This is a genomic window from Pseudomonas sp. MF4836, assembly GCF_002018875.1.
GTDB lineage: Bacteria > Pseudomonadota > Gammaproteobacteria > Pseudomonadales > Pseudomonadaceae > Aquipseudomonas.
In genome coordinates, this window is the sequence record NZ_MVOL01000002.1 from 656243 (window position 1) to 675805 (window position 19563).

At 65.6% G+C, this 19563-nt stretch carries 19 protein-coding genes; 4 read left to right on the forward strand and 15 right to left on the reverse strand.

The genetic code is table 11. The features are described from left to right. Positions 1–42: 42 nt before the first annotated feature. From MF4836_RS06275 to cbiE, 5 genes are all read right to left on the reverse strand, one after another. On the reverse strand, positions 43–333 hold the full coding sequence (locus MF4836_RS06275; protein ID WP_078469614.1) for an addiction module antidote protein: 291 nt from the start codon (positions 331–333) through the stop codon (positions 43–45). A gap of 3 nt (positions 334–336) precedes the next feature. Then, the gene (locus MF4836_RS06280; RefSeq protein ID WP_078469615.1) at positions 337–639 is read right to left on the reverse strand and encodes a type II toxin-antitoxin system RelE/ParE family toxin; all 303 of its coding nucleotides are present in this window, start codon (positions 637–639) and stop codon (positions 337–339) included. Positions 640–829: 190 nt separating this feature from the next. Beyond that, entirely contained in the window at positions 830–1558 is a 729-nt protein-coding gene (locus MF4836_RS06285) for a cobalt-precorrin-6A reductase (protein ID WP_078469616.1), read from the reverse strand. Next, complete coding sequence (locus MF4836_RS06290; protein ID WP_078469617.1) at positions 1555–2652, reverse strand: cobalt-precorrin-5B (C(1))-methyltransferase; 1098 nt, start codon at positions 2650–2652, stop codon at positions 1555–1557. The genes MF4836_RS06285 and MF4836_RS06290 overlap by 4 nt, the downstream gene beginning before the upstream one ends. A 54-nt stretch (positions 2653–2706) precedes the next feature. Then, on the reverse strand, positions 2707–3912 hold the full coding sequence (gene cbiE, locus MF4836_RS06295; protein WP_078469618.1) for a precorrin-6y C5,15-methyltransferase (decarboxylating) subunit CbiE: 1206 nt from the start codon (positions 3910–3912) through the stop codon (positions 2707–2709). 146 nt (positions 3913–4058) lie between these two features. Here cbiE and cobG point away from each other — a divergent pair, with 146 nt between their 5' ends. Genes cobG through cobJ form a run of 4 tightly spaced genes read left to right on the forward strand, consistent with a single transcriptional unit; the run spans position 4059 to position 8410 of the window. Further along, positions 4059–5360 carry a precorrin-3B synthase gene (cobG, locus tag MF4836_RS06300; protein ID WP_078469619.1) on the forward strand — a complete coding sequence of 434 codons (1302 nt, stop codon included), beginning with the start codon at positions 4059–4061 and terminating at the stop codon, positions 5358–5360. Then, entirely contained in the window at positions 5353–5979 is a 627-nt protein-coding gene (locus tag MF4836_RS06305) for a precorrin-8X methylmutase (RefSeq protein WP_078469620.1), read from the forward strand. Before cobG ends, MF4836_RS06305 begins: the two co-directional genes overlap by 8 nt. Next, complete coding sequence (locus tag MF4836_RS06310) at positions 5979–6710, forward strand: precorrin-2 C(20)-methyltransferase (protein WP_020299137.1); 732 nt, start codon at positions 5979–5981, stop codon at positions 6708–6710. Before MF4836_RS06305 ends, MF4836_RS06310 begins: the two co-directional genes overlap by 1 nt. Continuing rightward, a complete protein-coding gene (cobJ, locus tag MF4836_RS06315; protein ID WP_078469621.1) occupies positions 6710–8410 on the forward strand; it encodes a precorrin-3B C(17)-methyltransferase in 1701 nt (566 codons plus the stop codon). Before MF4836_RS06310 ends, cobJ begins: the two co-directional genes overlap by 1 nt. A 334-nt stretch (positions 8411–8744) precedes the next feature. On the opposite strand, the gene MF4836_RS06320 is transcribed toward cobJ, so the two are convergent. The 10 genes from MF4836_RS06320 to purH form a co-directional block, all read right to left on the reverse strand. After that, entirely contained in the window at positions 8745–9188 is a 444-nt protein-coding gene (locus tag MF4836_RS06320; protein WP_078469622.1) for an SMI1/KNR4 family protein, read from the reverse strand. Next, positions 9185–9730 (reverse strand): CPCC family cysteine-rich protein, encoded by a 546-nt coding sequence (locus tag MF4836_RS06325; RefSeq protein WP_078469623.1) that lies wholly within the window; start codon positions 9728–9730, stop codon positions 9185–9187. The genes MF4836_RS06320 and MF4836_RS06325 overlap by 4 nt, the downstream gene beginning before the upstream one ends. Before the next feature lie 25 nt (positions 9731–9755). Next, positions 9756–10727 carry a tetratricopeptide repeat protein gene (locus MF4836_RS06330; RefSeq protein WP_338013625.1) on the reverse strand — a complete coding sequence of 324 codons (972 nt, stop codon included), beginning with the start codon at positions 10725–10727 and terminating at the stop codon, positions 9756–9758. Between the two features lie 58 nt (positions 10728–10785). Beyond that, positions 10786–11244: a hypothetical protein gene (locus MF4836_RS06335; RefSeq protein WP_078469625.1), complete on the reverse strand. Its 459-nt coding sequence runs from the start codon at positions 11242–11244 to the stop codon at positions 10786–10788. A 38-nt stretch (positions 11245–11282) separates the two neighbouring features. After that, the gene (locus MF4836_RS06340) at positions 11283–11951 is read right to left on the reverse strand and encodes a hypothetical protein (protein WP_078469626.1); all 669 of its coding nucleotides are present in this window, start codon (positions 11949–11951) and stop codon (positions 11283–11285) included. A 3-nt stretch (positions 11952–11954) separates the two neighbouring features. Further along, a complete protein-coding gene (locus MF4836_RS06345; protein WP_102047884.1) occupies positions 11955–12851 on the reverse strand; it encodes a hypothetical protein in 897 nt (298 codons plus the stop codon). 33 nt (positions 12852–12884) lie between these two features. Further along, entirely contained in the window at positions 12885–13481 is a 597-nt protein-coding gene (locus MF4836_RS06350) for a MarC family protein (protein ID WP_020299145.1), read from the reverse strand. 63 nt (positions 13482–13544) lie between these two features. Next, positions 13545–16334: a hybrid sensor histidine kinase/response regulator gene (locus MF4836_RS06355; RefSeq protein ID WP_078469628.1), complete on the reverse strand. Its 2790-nt coding sequence runs from the start codon at positions 16332–16334 to the stop codon at positions 13545–13547. Positions 16335–16432: 98 nt separating this feature from the next. Continuing rightward, positions 16433–17728: a phosphoribosylamine--glycine ligase gene (gene purD / locus MF4836_RS06360; RefSeq protein ID WP_078469629.1), complete on the reverse strand. Its 1296-nt coding sequence runs from the start codon at positions 17726–17728 to the stop codon at positions 16433–16435. 189 nt (positions 17729–17917) lie between these two features. Then, positions 17918–19525, reverse strand: coding sequence for a bifunctional phosphoribosylaminoimidazolecarboxamide formyltransferase/IMP cyclohydrolase (purH, locus tag MF4836_RS06365; RefSeq protein ID WP_078469630.1), 1608 nt, complete (start codon positions 19523–19525; stop codon positions 17918–17920). Positions 19526–19563: the final 38 nt, after the last annotated feature.

Genomic DNA, 19563 nt, shown 5'->3' on the forward strand with positions numbered 1-19563 from the left:
ATAAGTAAAAAAGCCGTGTGCGGTGTGGTGTCGCAGCGCGGCTCAGGCAGTGCTGGCGTGCAGCTTGAGGCCCAGGGCCTTCATCACCTTGATGATAGTCGCGAACTCGGGATTGCCCTGGCTGCCCAGCGCCTTGTACAGGCTTTCACGGCCCAGGCCGGTGTCGCGGGCGATCTGGGTCATGCCCCGGGCGCGGGCGATGTCGTTCAGGGCCGCGCGAACCAGCACGCCGTCGCCGCTGTCTTCCTCGAAGCAGGCGTCGAGGTAGGCCACCATGTCTTCGGGTGTTTTGAGGTGCTCGGCGGCGTCGAAAGGGATCAGTGGGTGGTTCATGGTTCAGTCCTCGCTCTTGAGGTCATGTGCCAACTGCCTGGCACGTTGGATATCGCGCGGCTGGGTGGTTTTGTCGCCACCTGCCAGCAACAGGTAGATCACCTTGCCGCGTCGGGAAAAGTACACCCGGTACCCGGGCCCGCGATGGATGCGCATTTCGTAGACGCCCCCGCCGACGGCTTCGCAGTCTCCGAAATAACCAAGCTGCGCGGCCCTTACCCTGGCCAGTACCCGAGCCCTGACGGTGGAATCTCTCAAGGCCTGGAGCCAGCGGACAAACACTGGGGTCTGTTCAAAGATAAGCATGGCAACTGTATTCCTTGGGATACGTCCTGGCAAGTCATTTGCCAGGTGACCAGCCCGCGAGGCGACGACCGGCCCTTCGGGGCTGTGACCATGGCCATCGATCTGGCTGTGCAAGGAACATTAAAGCGTCGGCTTTTTTAAAGCTGTCAGGGGAATCCCAAGGGGCTGTGGGCCGGAGCTTTATTGTTTGTCAGGCGTGAGGCTGATCGCTCAACGCCAGCAGTAGCTCGGCCACGGAGGTAAAGCAGCGATCGGCCTCGGGCAGCGCCGGGCGCTTGAGCACCAGCACCGGTATCCGGCGTTCGCGGGCCACTTCCAGCTTGGGCTCGGTGGCGCTGCTGCCGCTGTTTTTGCTGATCAGCACATCGATTCGGCGCTGCTCGAACAGCTCGCGCTCGGCGTCCAGGTGGAACGGTCCACGGGCGCCTATGACCTCGCAGCGCGAGTTGCCGGGGTAGGTGTCGAGGGCGCGCAGGGTCCAGAACTGCCCTTCGGGGATCTCATCCAGATGCTGCAAGGGTTCGCGCCCTAGGGTGAACAGCGGGCGCTGGAACGGGCGCAGGGCCTCGACCAATTCGTCCCAGTCAGTGACTTCCCGCCAGTCGTCTGCAGGCTGCGGTTGCCAGGCCGGACGGCGCAGGGCCCAGCATGGAATGGCGCTGTGGCGCGCGGCCTGGACCGCGTTGTGGCTGATTTGCGCGGCGTAGGGGTGAGTGGCATCCAGCAGCAGGTCGATGCCTTGTTCCTGGATAAACCGTGCCAGCCCTTCGGCGCCACCGTAGCCGCCGACCCGCACCTGGCAGTCGAGGTCGGTGGGCACCCGGCCGACCCCGGCCAGGCTGTAGATGTGCGCCGGGCCCAGGGTACGGGCGATGGCCAGGGCTTCGGTCACGCCGCCCAACAGCAAAATACGTTTCATTGGAAGGCTCCGGCCCGGCCGACAATGCCGCCCTGGCGATCAATGGCAAACACCTCGACCTGCACCTGGGTCGGCACCACGCTGCGGGCAAACGCCAGGGCGTGCTGGCACACCGCGTCACCCAGGGCGATACCGGCGGCGCTGGCCAGGGCCAAGGCCTGCTGGCTGGTGTTGGCCTCGATGATGGCCTGTTGCAAGGCCCCGTCGGCGCCAATGGCCGCCGCCCAGGCCGCCAGTTGCGGCAGGTCGATGCTTGAATGGCGGCTGTGCAGGTCCATGTGCCCGGCGGCCAGTTTGCTGATCTTGCCGAAGCCGCCGCACAGGCTGAGTTTATCCACAGGCACTTTGCGCAGGTGCTTGAGCACCGCGCCGACAAAATCGCCCATCTCGATCAGGGCGATTTCCGGCAGGTCGTAGACCCGGCGCATAGTGTCTTCACTGGCGTTGCCGGTGCAGGCGGCGATGTGCTGGTAGCCGTTATGGGTGGCGACATCGATGCCCTGGTGGATCGAGGCGATATAGGCCGCGCAGGAGAACGGCCGCACGATGCCGCTGGTGCCGAGGATCGACAGCCCCCCGAGAATGCCCAGGCGCGGGTTCATGGTCTTCAGGGCCAGGGCCTCGCCGCCCTCGACATTCACCGTGACCTCGAAGCCGCCGCCGTAGCGTTGTTCCAGCGCCAACTGGCTCAGGTGATCGCTGATCATCTTGCGCGGCACCGGGTTGATCGCCGGTTCGCCGACCCCCAGCACCAGCCCCGGGCGAGTCACGGTGCCCACGCCGTTGCCGGCGATAAAGCGGATCCCCGGCTCCGGGGCCAGGCGCACCCGGGAGTAGAGCAGGGCACCGTGGGTCACGTCGGGGTCGTCGCCGGCGTCCTTGATGGTGCCGGCCTCGGCGCCGTCGGCATTGAGGCGGCAGAACTCCAGGCGCATCTGCACCTGCTTGCCCTTGGGCAGGGTGATCTGCACCGCATCGGCGTCCACGCCACTGAGCAGCAGGCGCGCAGCCGCGAGGCTGGTGGCCGTGGCGCAGCTGCCGGTGGTCAGGCCACTGCGCAGGGGCGCGGGCTGTTCGGCGGTTTCGTCACGCATCGAGCGCTCCCGGCTGTGGCCGGACGCGGGCTGTTGCGCGTGGGGAATGCTGGCTCATAGCGGTTTGCCGAGGTCGAGCAGGGTGATCGGCAGTGCCTGGCGCCAGGTGTCGAAGTCGCCCAGGGGTTGGGCCTGGGCGATGTGGATGCGGGTCAACTCGCCGCCATGGCGTTCGCGCCAGGCCATCAGGGTCATTTCGCTTTGCAGGGTCACGGCATTGGCGATCAGCCGGCCGCCGGGCTTGAGCTGCTCCCAGCAGGCTTGCAGCACACCCTCGCGGGTAACGCCGCCGCCGATGAAAATCGCATCCGGGCGCTCCAGCCCGGCCAGGGCCTGGGGCGCGCTGCCGCGAATCAGTTGCAGGCCGGGCACGCCCAGGGCGTCACGGTTGTGTTCGATCAGTTGCTGGCGCCCGGCATCGGCCTCGATGGCCAGGGCCCGGCAGCTGGGGTGGGCGCGCATCCACTCGATACCGATCGAGCCGCTGCCGGCGCCCACGTCCCACAGCAGTTCGCCGGGCACCGGTGCCAGGCGGGCGAGGGTGATGGCGCGGACATCGCGTTTGGTCAGTTGCCCGTCATGGGCAAAGGCGTCGTCGGGCAGCCCGGCCAAGCGTGACAGGCGCGGCGTGCCGGGTTCGGCGAGGCATTCGATGGCCAGCAGATTGAGGTCGGCGTGGGGCGTATCGTTCCACTGGTTGGCGATGCCGTCGATCCGCCGTTCGGCCTCGCCTCCCAGGTGCTCGAAGACGCTGACGCGGCTGGGGCCAAAGCCCCGCTCGCGCAATAAGCGAGCAACCGCCGCCGGGCTCTGGCCGTCGTTGCTCAACACCAGCAGGCGCACGCCGCTGAACAGCTGGGCACTGAGGGCGGCCACCGGGCGTGCCACCACCGACAGGGTCACCAGCTCTTGCAACGGCCAGCCCAGGCGGGCAGCGGCCAGGGAGTAGGAAGAGGGCGCGGGCAGCACCTGCATTTCGCCCTCGGCCACCTGGCGCGCCAGGCTGGCGCCGACGCCGAACAGCATCGGGTCGCCGCTGGCCAGCACGCACACTGCGTCGCCGCGCCGGCCGAGCACCGGCTCCAGGGAAAACGGGCTGGGCCACAGCTGGCGTTCGCCACGGATGCACACCGGCAATAAATCCAGTTGCCGCTGGCCGCCCACAATCCGCGAAGCACCCATCAGGGCCCGACGGGCGTTTTTGCCCAGTCCCTTGAAGCCGTCTTCACCGATTCCCACTACCGTCAGCCAGGGCGACATCTATATTCCTCAAAAGCAAAGCGCTTGAAACTGGAAGATCCGACGGGCAGGCTTTTCATGCCTTCGGACAAAGCAGGCATAATACCGCGCCTTCGCCCGCTAAGCGCCTTTCCCACCAGCCGGTTGCCCCTTTGAATCAACGCCCGATGTCCACTGCCTTACGCCCCTCGGCCTGCCCGGGGTTGCTGCGTATTGTCCCGGCGCTGGATGGCGGGATCTGCCGCATCAAGCTGGCCGGCGGCGCCATCAGCGCGGCCCAGGCCGTGGCCGTGGCCCAGGCGGCCGAGCGCTATGCCGGCGGGGTGATCGAGGCCACCAACCGCGCCAACCTGCAAATCCGCGGCATTGGCGAGCAACAGTCGGCGCTGATCGCCGAACTGCTGGCCGCCGGCCTCGGTCCCAGCACCGCCGCCGGCGACGATGTACGCAACCTGATGCTCAGCCCGACGGCCGGTATCGACCCGCAGATGCTGATCGACACCCGTCCGCTGGCCGCGCAGATACTCGGCACCTTGCAAAACCACCCGCGCTTCCACCAACTGTCGGCCAAGTTCGCCGTGCAGCTGGACGGCGGCGAAGCCCTGGCCATGCTCGACCATCACCACGACCTGTGGCTCTCGGCGTTCGCCGGGGTCGATGGCCCGTGCCTGGCGTTCGGCCTGGCCGGCTGCCCGGTGGACCCGCCCCTGGGGGCGGTGGCCCTGGAGCATGGGCACCGATTGCTGGTGGCGGTGCTGGAGCTGTTTCTTGACCGGGCGCGTCCGGAGCAGACGCGCATGCGCCATCTGCTGGCCGACTATTCGGCGGCCGAGTTACTGGCGCGTCTAGACCTGCCGCTGCTCGAAATCGAGGCCTGGGCTCGCCCGACGACCCCAGCCGGTTTGCACATCGGCAGCCACCCCCAGGTCGGCGGCGGACGGGTGTATGTCGGCGCGGTGACCCCACTGGGCCGGCTCGACCCCACTCTGTTGCGGGGCGCCGCCCGACTGGCCAGTGAATGGGGTGATGGCAATCTGCGTTTCAGCCCCTGGCAGAGCCTGTTGCTGCCCAATGTCCGGGCCGAAGATGGGCCCGAGGTCTGTCGGCGCCTGGAGCAACTGGGGCTGCTGTGTTCGGCGGACCGAGCCCTGGCACACCTGGTGGCCTGCACCGGTTCCAGCGGCTGTGGCAAGGGCCTGGCCGATACCAAGGGCGACGCCCTGCAACTGGCCGCACTGCTGCAACGCCATGCCCGGACCCTGGAGGTGCACCTGTCCGGCTGCCCTCGTTCCTGCGCCTGCGCCCATGTTGCGCCGGCCACTTTGCTGGCCGTCGGCCCCGGCCGCTACGACCTCTATTTACGCGATGCAGGGCAGCCGGGTTTCGGCGCCCTGCACGCACGCAACCTTTCTATTGAAGCGGCAGGCGCATTGCTCGACGCCCGCCCACGGAGCAACCTTGATGCTTGATTACATCCGCGACGGTCAGGAGATCTATCGCAACTCCTTCGCCATTATTCGCGCGGAGGCTCGGCTCGACCGAATTCCGGCCGACCTGGAAAAACTCGCGGTGCGGGTGATCCACGCCTGCGGCATGGTCGACGCCATCGACGGCCTTGAGTTTTCCGAGGGCGCCGGCAAGGCCGGGCGTGATGCCCTGGCCGCTGGCGCGCCGATTCTGTGTGATGCGCGGATGGTTTCCGAGGGCGTGACCCGCGCTCGGCTGCCGGCCAACAACCAGGTGATCTGCACCCTGCGCGACGACAGCGTGCCGGAGCTGGCCCGCGAGCTGGGCAACACCCGTTCGGCGGCAGCCCTGGAGCTGTGGCGCCCGCACCTGGAGGGCAGTGTGGTGGTGATCGGCAATGCCCCCACCGCGTTGTTCTACCTGTTGGAAATGCTCGACGCCGGGGCCCCGAAACCGGCGCTGATCCTCGGCTTCCCGGTGGGTTTTGTCGGCGCTGCCGAGTCCAAGGCGATGCTCGCTGCCGACAGCCGGGGCGTGCCCTTTGTCATCATGCAGGGCCGCCTGGGCGGTAGCGCCATGGCCGCCGCAGCGGTCAATGCCCTGGCCACGGAGGTCGAATAATGCAGCAACCTGGACGTTTGATCGGCCTTGGCGTGGGCCCCGGTGACCCGGAACTGATTACCGTCAAAGCCCTGCGCCTGCTGCGTGAAGCACCGGTGGTGGCGTATTTCGTGGCCAAGGGCAAAAAGGGCAACGCCTTCGGCATCATCGAAGCCCACCTGCAATCGGCCCAGACCCTGATGCCCCTGGTGTACCCGGTGACCACCGAAGTGCTGGAGGCGCCGCTGTCCTACGAGCAGGTGATCAGCGATTTCTACGACAGCGCCGCCCAGGATCTGGCCCTGCACCTGGATGCCGGTCGCGACGTGGCGGTGATCTGCGAGGGCGACCCGTTCTTCTACGGCTCCTACATGTACCTGCACGACCGTCTGGCCGAGCGCTACCAGGCCGAAGTGGTGCCGGGCGTGTGCTCGATGCTGGGTGGGGCCTCGGTACTGGGGGCGCCGCTGGTGTACCGCAACCAGAGCCTGTCGGTGCTTTCCGGCGTGCTGCCCCATGACGAGCTCAAGCGACGCCTGGCCGATGCCGATGCGGCGGTGGTGATGAAGCTGGGGCGCAACTTCCCCAAGGTGCGCCAGGTCCTGGAAGAACTGGGTCTGGCGGAGCGTGCGCTGTACGTCGAGCGCGCGACCATGGCCAACCAGAAAATCGTCCCCCTGGATGAGGTGGTGCCGATGTCGTCGCCGTACTTCTCGCTGATCATCGTTCCCGGCGAAAGGTGGCAAGGTTGATGGCCCGTTCAACACCGGCCATCGTCATCCTCGGCCAGGGCAGCCTCGCGACTGCCCGCAGAATCCAGCAGCTGTACCCGGACGCGCTGATCCACGGCCTGGCCGAACGGGTGGAAGGTGCGGACCGTCCGTACCAGGATTTCGGCGCGACCCTGCGTCAGTTGTATCAACAGGACACGCCGATCATTGCCCTGTGTGCGGCCGGTATCGTGATCCGCACCCTGGCCCCGCTGCTGCTGGAAAAAGGCGCCGAGCCGCCGGTGCTGGCCGTCGCCGAAGACGGCAGCGCCGTGGTGCCGCTGCTCGGTGGCCTGGGCGGGGTCAATGTGCTGGCGCGGGAAATCGCCGCCGGACTGGGCGTGGCAGCGGCCATCACTACCAGCGGCGAACTGCGTTTTGGCACCTGCCTGCTGAACCCGCCCAGCGGCTATGCCCTGGGGGACCTGGAGCTGGGCAAACGCTTTGTTTCCGACCTGCTGGGCGGTGAAAGCGTGCGCATCGAAGGTGCCGCGCCGTGGCTCGCCGAGGCCCGGTTGCCCGAAGATCAGCAAGCGCGTCTGAGCATTCATGTGGGCTCGGCCGAGCGCGAGCCGGCGGCCAATGAACTGCTGATCTACCCGCGCTGTGTGCTGGTGGCGTGCAGCAGCCAGGGGCATGAAGACCTGGCGCTGCAGATTCGCCAGGCGCTGCACCAGGCCCGAATCGCCGTGCAGTCCGTGGCCTGCCTGCTGGCCGCGGACAGCGACATGGCCTGCCCGTCCTTGCGCGAGGCGGCCCTTGAACTGGGCGTGCCCCTGCGTTTTGCCCCAGCGGCAGAGAGTGTCAGTGCGCTGGCACAAAATGCGGTGCCGCAACTGTTGCCGCCGCTGGCCGTTGGCGCTGGGATTGCCATCGCCGTCGCCAACCAGCCGCTGGACCCCGAGCAGATCGGCCGTCCTCGCGGGCGGCTGGCGGTGATCGGCCTGGGCCCGGGTGCGGCCGAGTTGATGGTGCCGGCGGTGAAGGCCGAACTGGCGCGAGCCAATGACATTCTCGGCTACGAAACCTATGTGCGCATGGCCGGGCCGTTCCGTGCCGATCAGGTCATGCACTGCACCGACAACCGCGAAGAAATGCAGCGCGCCCGCCACGCTTTCGAACTGGCAGCCCAGGGCCGCTCAGTGGTGGTGGTGTCGTCCGGCGACCCAGGTGTGTTTGCCATGGCGGCGGCGGTGCTGGAGGCGCTGCACGAGTCTGCGGACCCGGCCTGGCATAACGTCGAGCTGGAAATGCTGCCGGGGGTTTCAGCCTCCCTGGCCACCGCCGCTCAGGCGGGGGCGCCGTTGGGGCATGACTTCTGCGTGCTGTCGCTGTCGGACAACCTCAAGCCGTGGGCGATCATCGAGAAACGCCTGGACCTGGCGTGCGAGGCCGATCTGGCATTGGCCTTCTACAACCCGATCTCCCGTTCGCGACCCTGGCAATTGGGGCGAGCGCTGGAGATCGTGCGCGAGCACCGGACCCCGCAAACGCCGGTGGTGCTGGGGCGCGATATCGGCCGGCCGGGCCAGACCCTGCGCGTCATCACCCTGGGCGAATTGACGCCGGAGCAGGTGGATATGCGGACCATGGTGTTGGTGGGATCGTCGATGACCTGCACCTTCCCCAAGGCAGGGGGCGGCGAGTGGGTCTATACGCCGCGTTGGTATAAAAGCAGCTGAAAGCTACACGCTAAAAGCGGCTACAGGTGCCCCCCGTGGCGAGGGAGCTTGCTCCCGCTCGGCTGCGCAGCAGCCGTAAACCCTGCCGGCCGGTTCTGCCTGAATGCACGCGTTGCCTGCTTTGGGGCCGCTTCGCGCTGGAGCGCCAGCCCGGCCCAGCGGGAGCAAGCTCCCTCGCCACAGAGAGGTGCCCGGCCAACGTCTTGATTGCCCAGTGTCCGGGGTAGGGGCGATCAGGATTTGATTCACTTCGTCAGCGTGGCCCATTTGCAGTGGCGTATCGCAAGCTGACGGACCCTGAGTAGAACCGGCCGCTCATCCCAGGGCGGCGGTTTTAGTCTTCCTCTGCTTCGGCCGTCAGCAGCCAGGTGATGAATTCAAAGAAACCGCTCCATCTGGCCGGGATACGGCCGGCGGTGAAGTCTTCCCAGTGGGCCAGGCCGAAGTCCCAGACGCCGCCGCTGTCTTTGTCCAGCAGGTAGCCGCCTTCGCCTTGCAGCGAAGTGAAGGCGATGAAGTTCTGCGGCAGCTCCCACACCTCGTGAATGAACTCGGTGCCCATGAGGATTTGTTCGGTGGGCTCGGCGATGTCGGAAATCATTTCGTAGTTGGCCCGGCTTTCGAAGTCGCCGGGGTGGCAGGCCAGGTAGATCTGGGCGAATTCGCTGTCGAGGGCGATGCCCAGTCGGTTCAGCGCCTGGGTCGCCCTGGCGATGTCGGTGCGGGGGCGGTGGTCGGGTTGGGCTTCGATCAGGGCAGCCAGTTGCGCAGGGATCATGGGTGGGCCTCAAGGGTTCGCGGCCATTTGTCCAGGGCCAGCTCTCCCTGGTGGCGGGCGAAGTGGTCCCGGGCCTGGGCCAGGGTCATGTGGTTCGGCCCGCTGTACACATCCGTTGCCTGGCTGCCGTCATCTTCCCAATGGCACAGGTCGCAGATTTCATACTCGGCCCGTGCGCCCAGGGTCAGGTAACCGCAGCAGGGGCAGGCCAGCAACGGCTCGATGGGCCCCTCGACCTGATGCTCTGCACCCCCGGCTTCTGCCAGGCAGCGGCTCAGGTAGCCGTTGGTGACGCCGTGGTATTGCGCGCGCAGGGCGAGCAGCAGTAATGGGTCGTAGCACCGGTCTTGCGCATCTGCGGGTGGCTCGGGGTGGTCGAACATCAGCTGGCGCAGTGTGGGCGGCAGCCCGGCAAACTCGGGATGCTCGTCACCCAGGCCCCACCAGTCCAGCAGCAGCTCGGCGCGAGCGCACGGGTCGAGGGTCAGCAGGCGCTGCCGGCTCAGGCGGTCGATGGCGACGGGGCGGGTCAGGGTGGACATGGCGGCGGGTGCTCCGGGCGGGGGTTCAGTAGCCATAGATCGGGTCGTAGTAGGACAGTGGCGGGTGGGTTTTTTCCCAGCCCTTGGCAAATGCCAGGCCTTGCTCGATTTGCGCCGGGGTCATCTTCGCAGCGATTTCATCCAGGGTCAGCTTGGCTTCCCGGGGCGAGTTGCCGCCGCCTTCCAGGTGGGCCACCAGGTACGTCAGGCCGTAGGCCTTGACCAGGTCATGGGGATGGCCGAAGCGGTTGGGCTGGTCGGACAATTCGCTGGCATAGGTGGCCACCGAGTCGATGTGTCCACCCTCGGCGGCCTGTTCGAGCCAGTGGCCGATTTCCCGGGGGTCGCCGTTGTTGTCGTACAGCAGGCTGGCATACAGGAACATGCCCTTGGGGTTGCCGCCCTCGGCCGAGGCCTTGTACCACTTGCGGGCAGCCATTTCGCCCAGGGCGGGAATCAGGTACCAGCCACCGCCATCCTTGTAGATCCCGGCCAGCCACTCCTGCGCGCGGCTGTCCCCGGCCTCGGCGGCCATTTGCAGCCAGCCCAGGTCATGGCGCGTGATAAACAGCACGGTCATGGCCTCGGTATCGCCCTGTTGTGCGCGGGCATAGGCCTGCTCGGTGGCGACCTTGCGCCATTGCATGTCGTTTTCGCCGTCGCAGTCGCCCAGGTATTTGCAAAAGTCATCGGCGTTGCCCAGGCGCAGCATGGCGTACAGATGGCCTTGGCGCGCCGCCGCTTCATACCATTTGCGGGCGTCTGGCGTGCTGTAGCGGTTGCTCAGGCGCAGGGCCTCGCCCAGGTAGTACTGGGCTTGCGCATCACCGGCTTCGGCGGCGGTTTGGAGCAGCGGCTGCGAGTCGTACCAGTCACTTTGCTTGTACAGGGCAATGCCCTTGTCGCGGGCGTTTTGCTGCGCGGGAGTCAGTTGGGCCAGGGCCGGCCCGGACAGGGCGAGGGTCAGCAGGAGGGTGCTTGTCAGAAACTTGATCAAACGCGGTTCTTCCATGGGACGGTGTGTTTATTGCCTGTAGCGTGAGCCGGCCGCGCTTTCAGTCGCTGGGCCAGGCCAGGGTCAATTGGTCGGGGCGGTCGACAGGGATCCGGGCGATGACGCCGCAGGTGGAGTGGGCATGCACCGAGCCCTCGCGGATTTCAATCCGGCTGAAGGGGTTGGTGTCGCGCAAGACCAGCAACCAGATCAGCCGACCCGATTCCTTGTCCTGCAACGCCACAAAACCATCACCACCATAGGCGGCGCATTCACCGCCCCTGGCCTGAAACGGCTGCGGGCCGTCGGCTGCGGTGCCCAGGGTCGCCAGGCAATCGCAGGTTTCCTGGGCACGGTAATCCAGGGCCGGCAGCCACACCTTGTTGGTCAGGTGCGGGTGTTGATCAGGCAGGTCGAACAGGCAGTAAAAGCCATTGCCCAGGGTCAGGCTGTTTTCCCGAGGGTAGGCTTCATCCCGCCACTGTTCCTGGATAAAAGCCATGTCGGCGCTGTAAGGCATTGAGGTTCCTTGATCCATCAGGAGAGGCATGGGCTGCTCTATAGGCTCGGCACCAGCAAGAAGCCGGAGTAGTAGGCGCAGTGCCCGGGGTAGCCGGGGCGTGCATCGCAGGGCTTGAGGCAACCCTGGGCGCCGCCGGGGAAGCGCGCCGCCACCGACATGGCAAAGCCGTAGGTCGGGGTGGTCACCGCAAAGCTGTTATCGCACGCGGCCTTGGTGGTGTAGGTGAAGGTCATGGCCTCGCGCCGGCCGTTGTGGGCAAAGGCCACCTCGAAGCTGTTGAGGCTTTTCCAGCCGGACAGTGGCAGCACCACAAAGCGATAACGGGTGCTGTCCAGGCGCTGGCCCATGACCCGCAGCGAACGGGTCGAGGAATCGGTCTTGGGCGACGGGTAGGGCAAGGCCAGCAGCGCCCGAGGGTCGCCGAGCACACCCAGCTCGAAGCTGATGCCCTTCTGGTAGAACGGAATTTCGATGTTCGGGTAACCCTCGATCTTCACGTAGCGGCTGGGCGCGTAAGGCCCCGAGGTGTCGGGCTTGTAGTCCGGCGCCTGGGCAAAGGTCACCTCAAGCTCCAGCACCGCGTCGGCGGCCTTGGCGTCTTCGCTGCGAATATCGCTGGGCTGCTCGCTGCTGTGGCTGACGCAGCCGGCCAGCAGTACGCTGCAGGCTAGGTGCAGCAGGCGTTGCAATAGGCAAGTCGGCATCACTCAGTGCTCCGTCTTGAGAGGGCTGGAGGTCAGGCCCAGGCCCTTGAGTTGCCAGGTCCCTTGTACCTGCTGCCAGCTGAATTGCCGGCCCACCCACTCCACTTCGAGGGCGCGTTGCAGGCGCCTCTGGTCGATGCGCCGGCCTTCGTCCAGGGCTTTGCGGGCGCGGGCGCTGGCTTCTTCGTACAGCGGCCAGAGTTGGCTCAGGTTCAGCTCCTTGCTGATCGGCAGTTGGGCGTAGACGCCTTTCTCCGTCGAGCTGAGCAGCAAGCCCTCCTTGGCCAGGAACGCCGCGCTGCGGTTATCCGGCGCCACCGAGACCAGCATCCCGTAGTGGGAAAAACCCCAGCCCGGCAGACGCTCGTCAAACCACAGGACCTGTCCGGTCGAGGGCACAAAGGCCCGTGCGCCCTCGGGAAACAGCAACAGGTCGCTGCGCCCGGCTTGGGCCTGGCCCCAGTCGGGTTCGTCGCGGCTTTTCACCGGGCTGAGGATGCGTGCCAGGGGCGTGTCGTTCTGCACCGCGATCACCACCGTGCCGACGCCCATCCATTCAATGGTGGTCGCCAGCAGCACCGGCTGGCCATTCTGGATCGCGCCGGTGGGGCGCACATCGGTTATCTGCCAGGCGTTCAGCGGCCGATAGGGCCGGCCCTTGTAGGTGATTTCCAGGGTGCTGATGGACGACTTGCCGCGAAACACCTGGAAGTCGCCAAACTGTTCGCTGTAGCCGCTGAGGTAATCGAGCTTGGCCTTGGCGGCGGGTTGTACCGGGTCGGCGGCGAAGCCCGGCGGCGCCATCAGCATCAGCAGGCAGGCCGCCAGCAGCGGTCGTGGCCGCGTCACAAAGGGCTGGCGCGTCGAGGTGGAGTCCTTGCTGCGAGGTCTCTGAAGCATGTGCATTCCATTGCCTGTGATTGCATGAGGACGCTATGGCACCAGGTAGCCGCGAACCCCGGTGAAGATGATCTGCGCCGCCAGGGCGCACACGAACAGCCCCATCAGCCGGCTGACGATCTGCAAGCCTTGCTCACCGAGAATGCGTTCGATGCGGTTTGATAGGTAGAGCACCACGCCGACGGTAAAGCTGGCCAGGGCGATGCTGAGGATGGCGGTGAGTTTGTCGTCCCAGTGCGGCTGGCTGACCCCCATCACCAGCAGCGCACCGATGGTGCCGGGGCCTACGGTCAGGGGAATGGTCAGCGGGACGATGGTCACGTCCTGTTGCACGTTGTCGGTCTGCACTGCGGACTTGCCCTGGGCCATGCCCAGCGCCGAGATGAACAGCACGCTGCCGGCGCCGATGCGAAAGGCGTCGACGGTAATCCCGAACACACTGAAGATCACGCGTCCGAACAGATACAGCAGCACGCTGGAGACCAGGGTCGCCAGGGCCACCTTCCAGGCCAGGCGCCGCCGCTCCTTGCTGGAGTAACCACGGGTCAGGCTGATAAAGCAGGACAGGACGAAGAAGGGGCTATAGAGCACCAGCATCTTCAGGTAAACGCTGAACAGCACGTGGAGCATGGTGGAAGCTCGCAGCGAAGGAGGGCGAGCGCGAGTTTAACAGGCGCCGCGCAGTCTGTCGGCTCAGCTGGCAGGCTCGGCGCTGCGATTGTGCTGGTCGCGCTGGGCGACCCAGTGCTCGATCAGTTCGCGCAATTGCGAGAGCTCCACCGGCTTGGCCATGTGCCCATCCATGCCGGCCTGGCGCGCGCGTTCCTTGTGTTCGGCAAGGATGTGCGCCGTGAGGGCCACCACCGGGGTGCGTACCCGTTGGTTGCCGACTTCCCAGGCACGCAGTTGCTGGGTGGCCGAGAAACCGTCGAGGACCGGCATCTCGCAATCCATCAACACCAGGTCGTAGCGCTGGGCTTTCATCGCCTGCAGGGCTTCTTCGCCATTGCTGGCGGTGTCCGGCTGCAGGTTGAGCTTGCCCAGCATGCCGCGGATGACCTTGGTCGAGATGCTGTTGTCTTCGGCCACCAGGATGCGGAAATCGCTGGGCACGGTGATGGGCGTCGCGGCTGGCGCCGTGGTGTTGCCCGGCAGGTAGTGCGGGGTAACCAGGCCTTTGTTGCGCTGGGTCAGCTCGTCGGCCAGGGTGGTCTTGAGGGTGTAGCCGGCCACCGGTTTGGCGAGGATGCGCTTGATCCCGGCATTGCGTGCGATGACCTTGCTTGGCGCGTTGCTGATGCCAGTGAGCATGATCAGCAGGATGTCGTGGTTCAGGCTCGGGTCTTCCTTGATCTTGGCCGCCAATTGCATGCCGGTCATGCCGGGCATGTTCTGGTCGAGCAGGACCACATCGAAGTAATCGCGCAGGTGGGCCTTGGTCCGCAGCAGGGCCAGGGCTTCCTTGCCCGACGGCACGGCACTCACGTTCAGGCCCCAGGCGCTGCATTGCTGCACCAGGACTTTGCGGCAGGTGTCGTTGTCGTCCACCACCAGCACCCGCGCGCCTTGCAGCGGGCCGTCGAGGTCCGAGGTCGGGTGTTCCAGGCGTTCCGGGTCCAGGGGCAGGGTCAGCCACAGGGTGCTGCCCTGGTTGGCGCTGCTCTTGATGCCGAATTCGCCGTGCATCAGCAGCACCAGTTGCCGCGCGATCACCAGCCCCAGGTTGCCCCCCAGGCGGGTCGCGGCGAGGAAGTTCTTGCTGTGCAGTTCCGAGTGCAGCAGGGCGTCGCGCTCTTCGGCGTCCATCGGCTGGCCGCTGTCCTGCACGGCGATGCGCAGGCGCGGCTTGCTGCTGCGCTCATCGAGGGCGACCACGATCAGTACTTCGCCTTCGTCGGTTTTCTTCAGGGCGTTTTCCAGCAGGCTGAGCAGGGCCTGGCGCAGGCGGGTCGGGTCACCGCTGATCACCCGTGGCACTTGCGGCTGGATAAAACTGATCAGCTCGACATTCTGCTGTTCGGCCTTGGCGCGGAAGATGCTCAGGCAGTCTTCGATCAGCGCATTGAGGTCGAACTGCACGTCGTCCAGCTCGATCTGCCCGGACTCCAGCTTGGTGATGTCGAGGATCTCGTTGATCAGGGTCAGCAGCTCGTTGCCGGCGCTGTGGATGGTCTGCACGTAGTCGCGCTGCTTGACCGACAACGGCGTGCCCAGCAGCAGCTCGGTCATGCCCAGCACACCGTTCATGGGGGTGCGGATTTCATGGCTGATCTTGGCCAGGAACTCGGCCTTGGCGTTGACCTCGGCATTGCTCGCGGCCAGGTCGCGGCTGACGCTGAAGCGGTTCTCGGTGATGCTGCGCTGGCGCTCGCCGAGGGCGACGCTCATCAACAGGCCGCTGATGCAGATCACGCTGAGCAGGGTGATGATCAAACCCTGTGGCGCCACCAGGGTCAGGCCGAGCAGGGCCGGGAGAATCACCAGGGTGCCGAGGTTGAAGATCACCATGGCCGCGACGAACAGCCGCGCCGGGCGGTAGCCCTTGTGCCAGTGGTAACCGCCCACCAGCAGCATGCTCAGGCCGGCCAGCGCCACCAGGGCGTAGGTGATGATGTTCAGCGGCAGGGTGTTGACGAACAACAGCAGCAGCCCGCAGAGGATGATCAGCAGGATGTCGCCCAGCAGCAGCTTGTTCAGCGGGTGCGGGCCCAGCGGGGCGAAGTAGCGGTAGGCGAACATCAGCCCGCAGGGGGCGGTCAGCAGCAGCGCCAGGTAAGCCCCCGGGGTTTGCAGCGCCTGCCAGTTCGGCAGCCAGGGGCCGGCCAGGTTCAGCAGCATCAGCAGGCTCAGGGACAGCAGTACCTCACAGGCGGCGAGCCACAGGCTGCTGCGGGAGCGGGTGTAGGCATAACGGGTGAGGTTATGCAGGATCAGCATCGCCATGCAGCCGAACAGGACGCCGTAGATCAGGGTCTGGCTCTGGTTGGCCGCGGCCATGACTGCCGTTTGCAGGGTGATGTAGGGGCGCAATTGATGGTCGGAAACCAGGCGCAGGTAGACGTCGAGGGTTTTCTCGTTCTGCGGCAACGGCAACATGAAGTCGTTGCTGGGCAGGTTTTTTTCGGTCTGGGGCTGATGGGTGCCGGTGTTCACTTGCTCGATCAGGCGGTCGCCGTCGAACACATACAGATTCAGCTGCGACAGGTCGGGAGCGAAGATGCGCAGCAGTTGTTCGTGCTGATCGGGATGCAGTTTGAAGCGTACCCAGAGCGCGCCGTCGGGTTCGGCAGCGGTCAGCTTGTCGAGTTCGATCGGGCTGAATTGCGTGGCGTAGCGTTGGGAGCGGATGTCACTGAGCTGCAAGCTGGCCTGTTCATCGAGCAATACCGCCCAGCCACTGCCTTGAGCGGCCAGGGCCGTGTTCAAGCAGAGCAGGGTCAGCAGTGTAGCGATGAAGCCTGTGGCAATCCTGAGCCAGCGCACGGCGAAATCCCTTCGTAGGTTGATGCCAGGTTGTAACTATGCGCGGGGGCATGCCGCTACGGCAAGGGCAGGGACCCTTGCCGAGCGATAGGGCCGCCTTATTGCTGTTCTTCGCCACGCTCGCGGGCAATGGCACGGTAGCCGATGTCCTTGCGGTAGAAGCAGCCTGGCCAGTCGATCTTGGCGGCCAGTTTGTACGCTTGTTGCTGGGCGGCGTCGACACTGTTGCCCAGGGCCGTGGCGCACAGCACGCGACCGCCGGCGGTCACCACCTGGCCGTCCTTGAGCGCAGTGCCGGCGTGGAACACTTTGCCTTCCAGGCTGGCGGCGGCGTCCAGGCCGGTGATGGCTGCGCCTTTGGCGTAGTCACCCGGGTAGCCACCGGCCGCGAGCACGATGCCCACGCTCGGACGTGGATCCCATTGAGCTTCGACCTTGTCCAGGGCCTGGGCCAGGGCGGCTTCCACCAGCAACACCAGGCTCGACTGCAGACGCAGCATCACCGGTTGGGTTTCCGGGTCGCCGAAGCGGCAGTTGAACTCGATGACTTTCGGATTGCCAGCCTTGTCGATCATCAAGCCGGCGTACAGGAAGCCGGTGTAGACGTTGCCTTCGTCGGCCATGCCGCGCACGGTCGGCCAGATCACCAGGTCCATCACCCGCTGGTGCACTTGGGCCGTGACCACTGGCGCCGGGGAGTAGGCACCCATGCCGCCGGTGTTCGGCCCGGTGTCGGCGTCGCCGACGCGCTTGTGGTCCTGGCTGGTGGCCATGGGCAGCACGTTCTTGCCGTCGACCATGACGATGAAGCTGGCTTCCTCGCCGTCGAGAAACTCTTCGATCACCACCCGCGAACCGGCTTCGCCGAAGGCATTGCCGGCCAGCATGTCGCGTACCGCGTCTTCGGCTTCGCCCAGGGTCATGGCGACGATCACGCCTTTACCGGCGGCCAGGCCGTCGGCCTTGATCACGATCGGTGCGCCTTTTTCACGCAGATAAGCCAGGGCCGGCTCGATCTCGGTGAAGTTCTGGTAGTCGGCAGTCGGGATCTTGTGGCGGGCCAGGAAGTCCTTGGTGAAGGCTTTCGAACCTTCGAGCTGCGCGGCACCGGCGGTCGGGCCGAAGCAATCCAGGCCACGGCTGCGGAACAGGTCGACCACACCGGCCACCAGCGGCACTTCCGGGCCAACAATGGTCAGGGAGACATTCTTCTCAGCGAAATCGGCCAACTGCTCCAGGGCCAGCACGTCGATGGCGACGTTCTCGCACTTGGCTTCAATGGCGGTGCCGGCGTTGCCCGGTGCCACGAATACTTTCTGGACGCGTGGGTCCTGAGCGACTTTCCAGGCCAGGGCGTGTTCACGACCGCCGCTACCGATGATCAGTACATTCATTTCAAAAACCTCGGATGACGCTAATTCTGTTTTAGAACCTAAAGCGCTTCACGCCGTAGGAGGCTGCAATGACACCGCTAGATGCAAGGCGGAGCCCACCTCGATGAGCGGAGTTGCCTGTTGGCAATGAGCATCATCGGGGTGGGCTCCAACGCAGCAGATGCCGGTGTCAGTGCGACCGTTGTCGTATCAGTGACGGAAGTGGCGCATGCCGGTGAATACCATGGCAATGCCGGCTTCGTCGGCTGCGGCAATCACTTCGCTGTCGCGCATCGAGCCGCCTGGCTGGATCACGGCGGTGATGCCGACCTTGGCTGCGTTGTCCAGGCCGTCGCGGAACGGGAAGAACGCGTCGGAAGCCATCACCGAACCCGCGACCTGCAAACCGGCGTGCTCAGCCTTGATCGCGGCGATGCGCGCCGAGTTCACGCGGCTCATCTGGCCGGCGCCGACACCGATGGTCTGGCGGTTCTTGGCGTAGACGATGGCGTTGGATTTAACGTACTTGGCCACTTTCCAGGCGAAGATCAGGTCGTTGATTTCCTGTTCGGTCGGGGCGCGCTTGGTCACCACCTTCAGGTCCTGGCTGCCGATCATGCCGATGTCGCGGCTCTGTACCAGCAGGCCGCCATTGACGCGCTTGTAGTCCCAGGCAGCGGCACGTTCAGCCGACCATTCGCCGCAGGCCAGCAGGCGCACGTTGGCTTTGGCAGCGACGATGGCGCGGGCTTCTTCGCTGACGCTCGGGGCGATGATCACTTCGACGAACTGACGCTCGACGATGGCCTTGGCGGTCTCGGCGTCCAACTCGCGGTTAAAGGCAATGATGCCGCCGAAGGCCGATTCGGTATCGGTGGCGTAGGCCAGTTCGTAGGCCTGGCGAATGCCGCCTTCGGCGTCCGGGCTCACGGCCACGCCGCACGGGTTGGCGTGCTTGACGATCACGCAGGCCGGCTTGACGAAGCTCTTCACGCATTCCAGCGCGGCGTCGGTGTCGGCCACGTTGTTGTACGACAGCTCTTTGCCTTGCAGCTGGGTCGCGGTGGCGATGCCGACTTCGGCAGGCTTGGCTTCCACGTAGAACGCCGCGCTCTGGTGCGGGTTCTCGCCGTAGCGCATTTCCTGGGCCTTGATGAACTGGCTGTTGAAGGTCCGCGGGAACTGGCTGCGGCCGGAAGTCGACAGGGTTTCAGCCGCCTGGTTCACGGTGCCCATGTAGTTGGCAATCATGCCGTCGTAGGCGGCGGTGTGTTCGAAGGCCTTGAGCATCAGGTCGAAACGCTGGGCGTAGGTCAGGCCACCGGCTTTCAGGCCTTCCAGGACACTGGCGTAATCGCTGGCGTTGACCACGATGGCCACGTCTTTGTGGTTCTTGGCCGCCGAGCGAACCATGGTCGGGCCGCCGATATCGATGTTCTCGATGGCCGTCGGCAGGTCGCAGCCTGGCTTGTTGATAGTGGCTTCGAACGGGTAGAGGTTGACCGCGACCAGGTCGATCGGCTTGATCCCGTGTTCGCTCATGATGGCGTCGTCGATGCCGCGACGGCCGAGGATGCCGCCGTGGATTTTCGGGTGCAGGGTCTTGACCCGACCGTCCATCATTTCCGCGAAGCCGGTGTAATCCGCGACTTCCACTGCGGCCACGCCGTTGTCGCGCAGCAGCTTGAAGGTCCCGCCGGTGGAGAGGATCTCGACGCCCAGGGCTTCCAGCTCCTTGGCGAATTCGAGGATCCCGGTCTTGTCGGAAACACTGATCAAGGCGCGGCGGATCGGCAGGCGGGTGGTCTGGTCGGTCATCTCAATTTCCATCAAAAGCAAAGGAGTCAGCAAAAAAG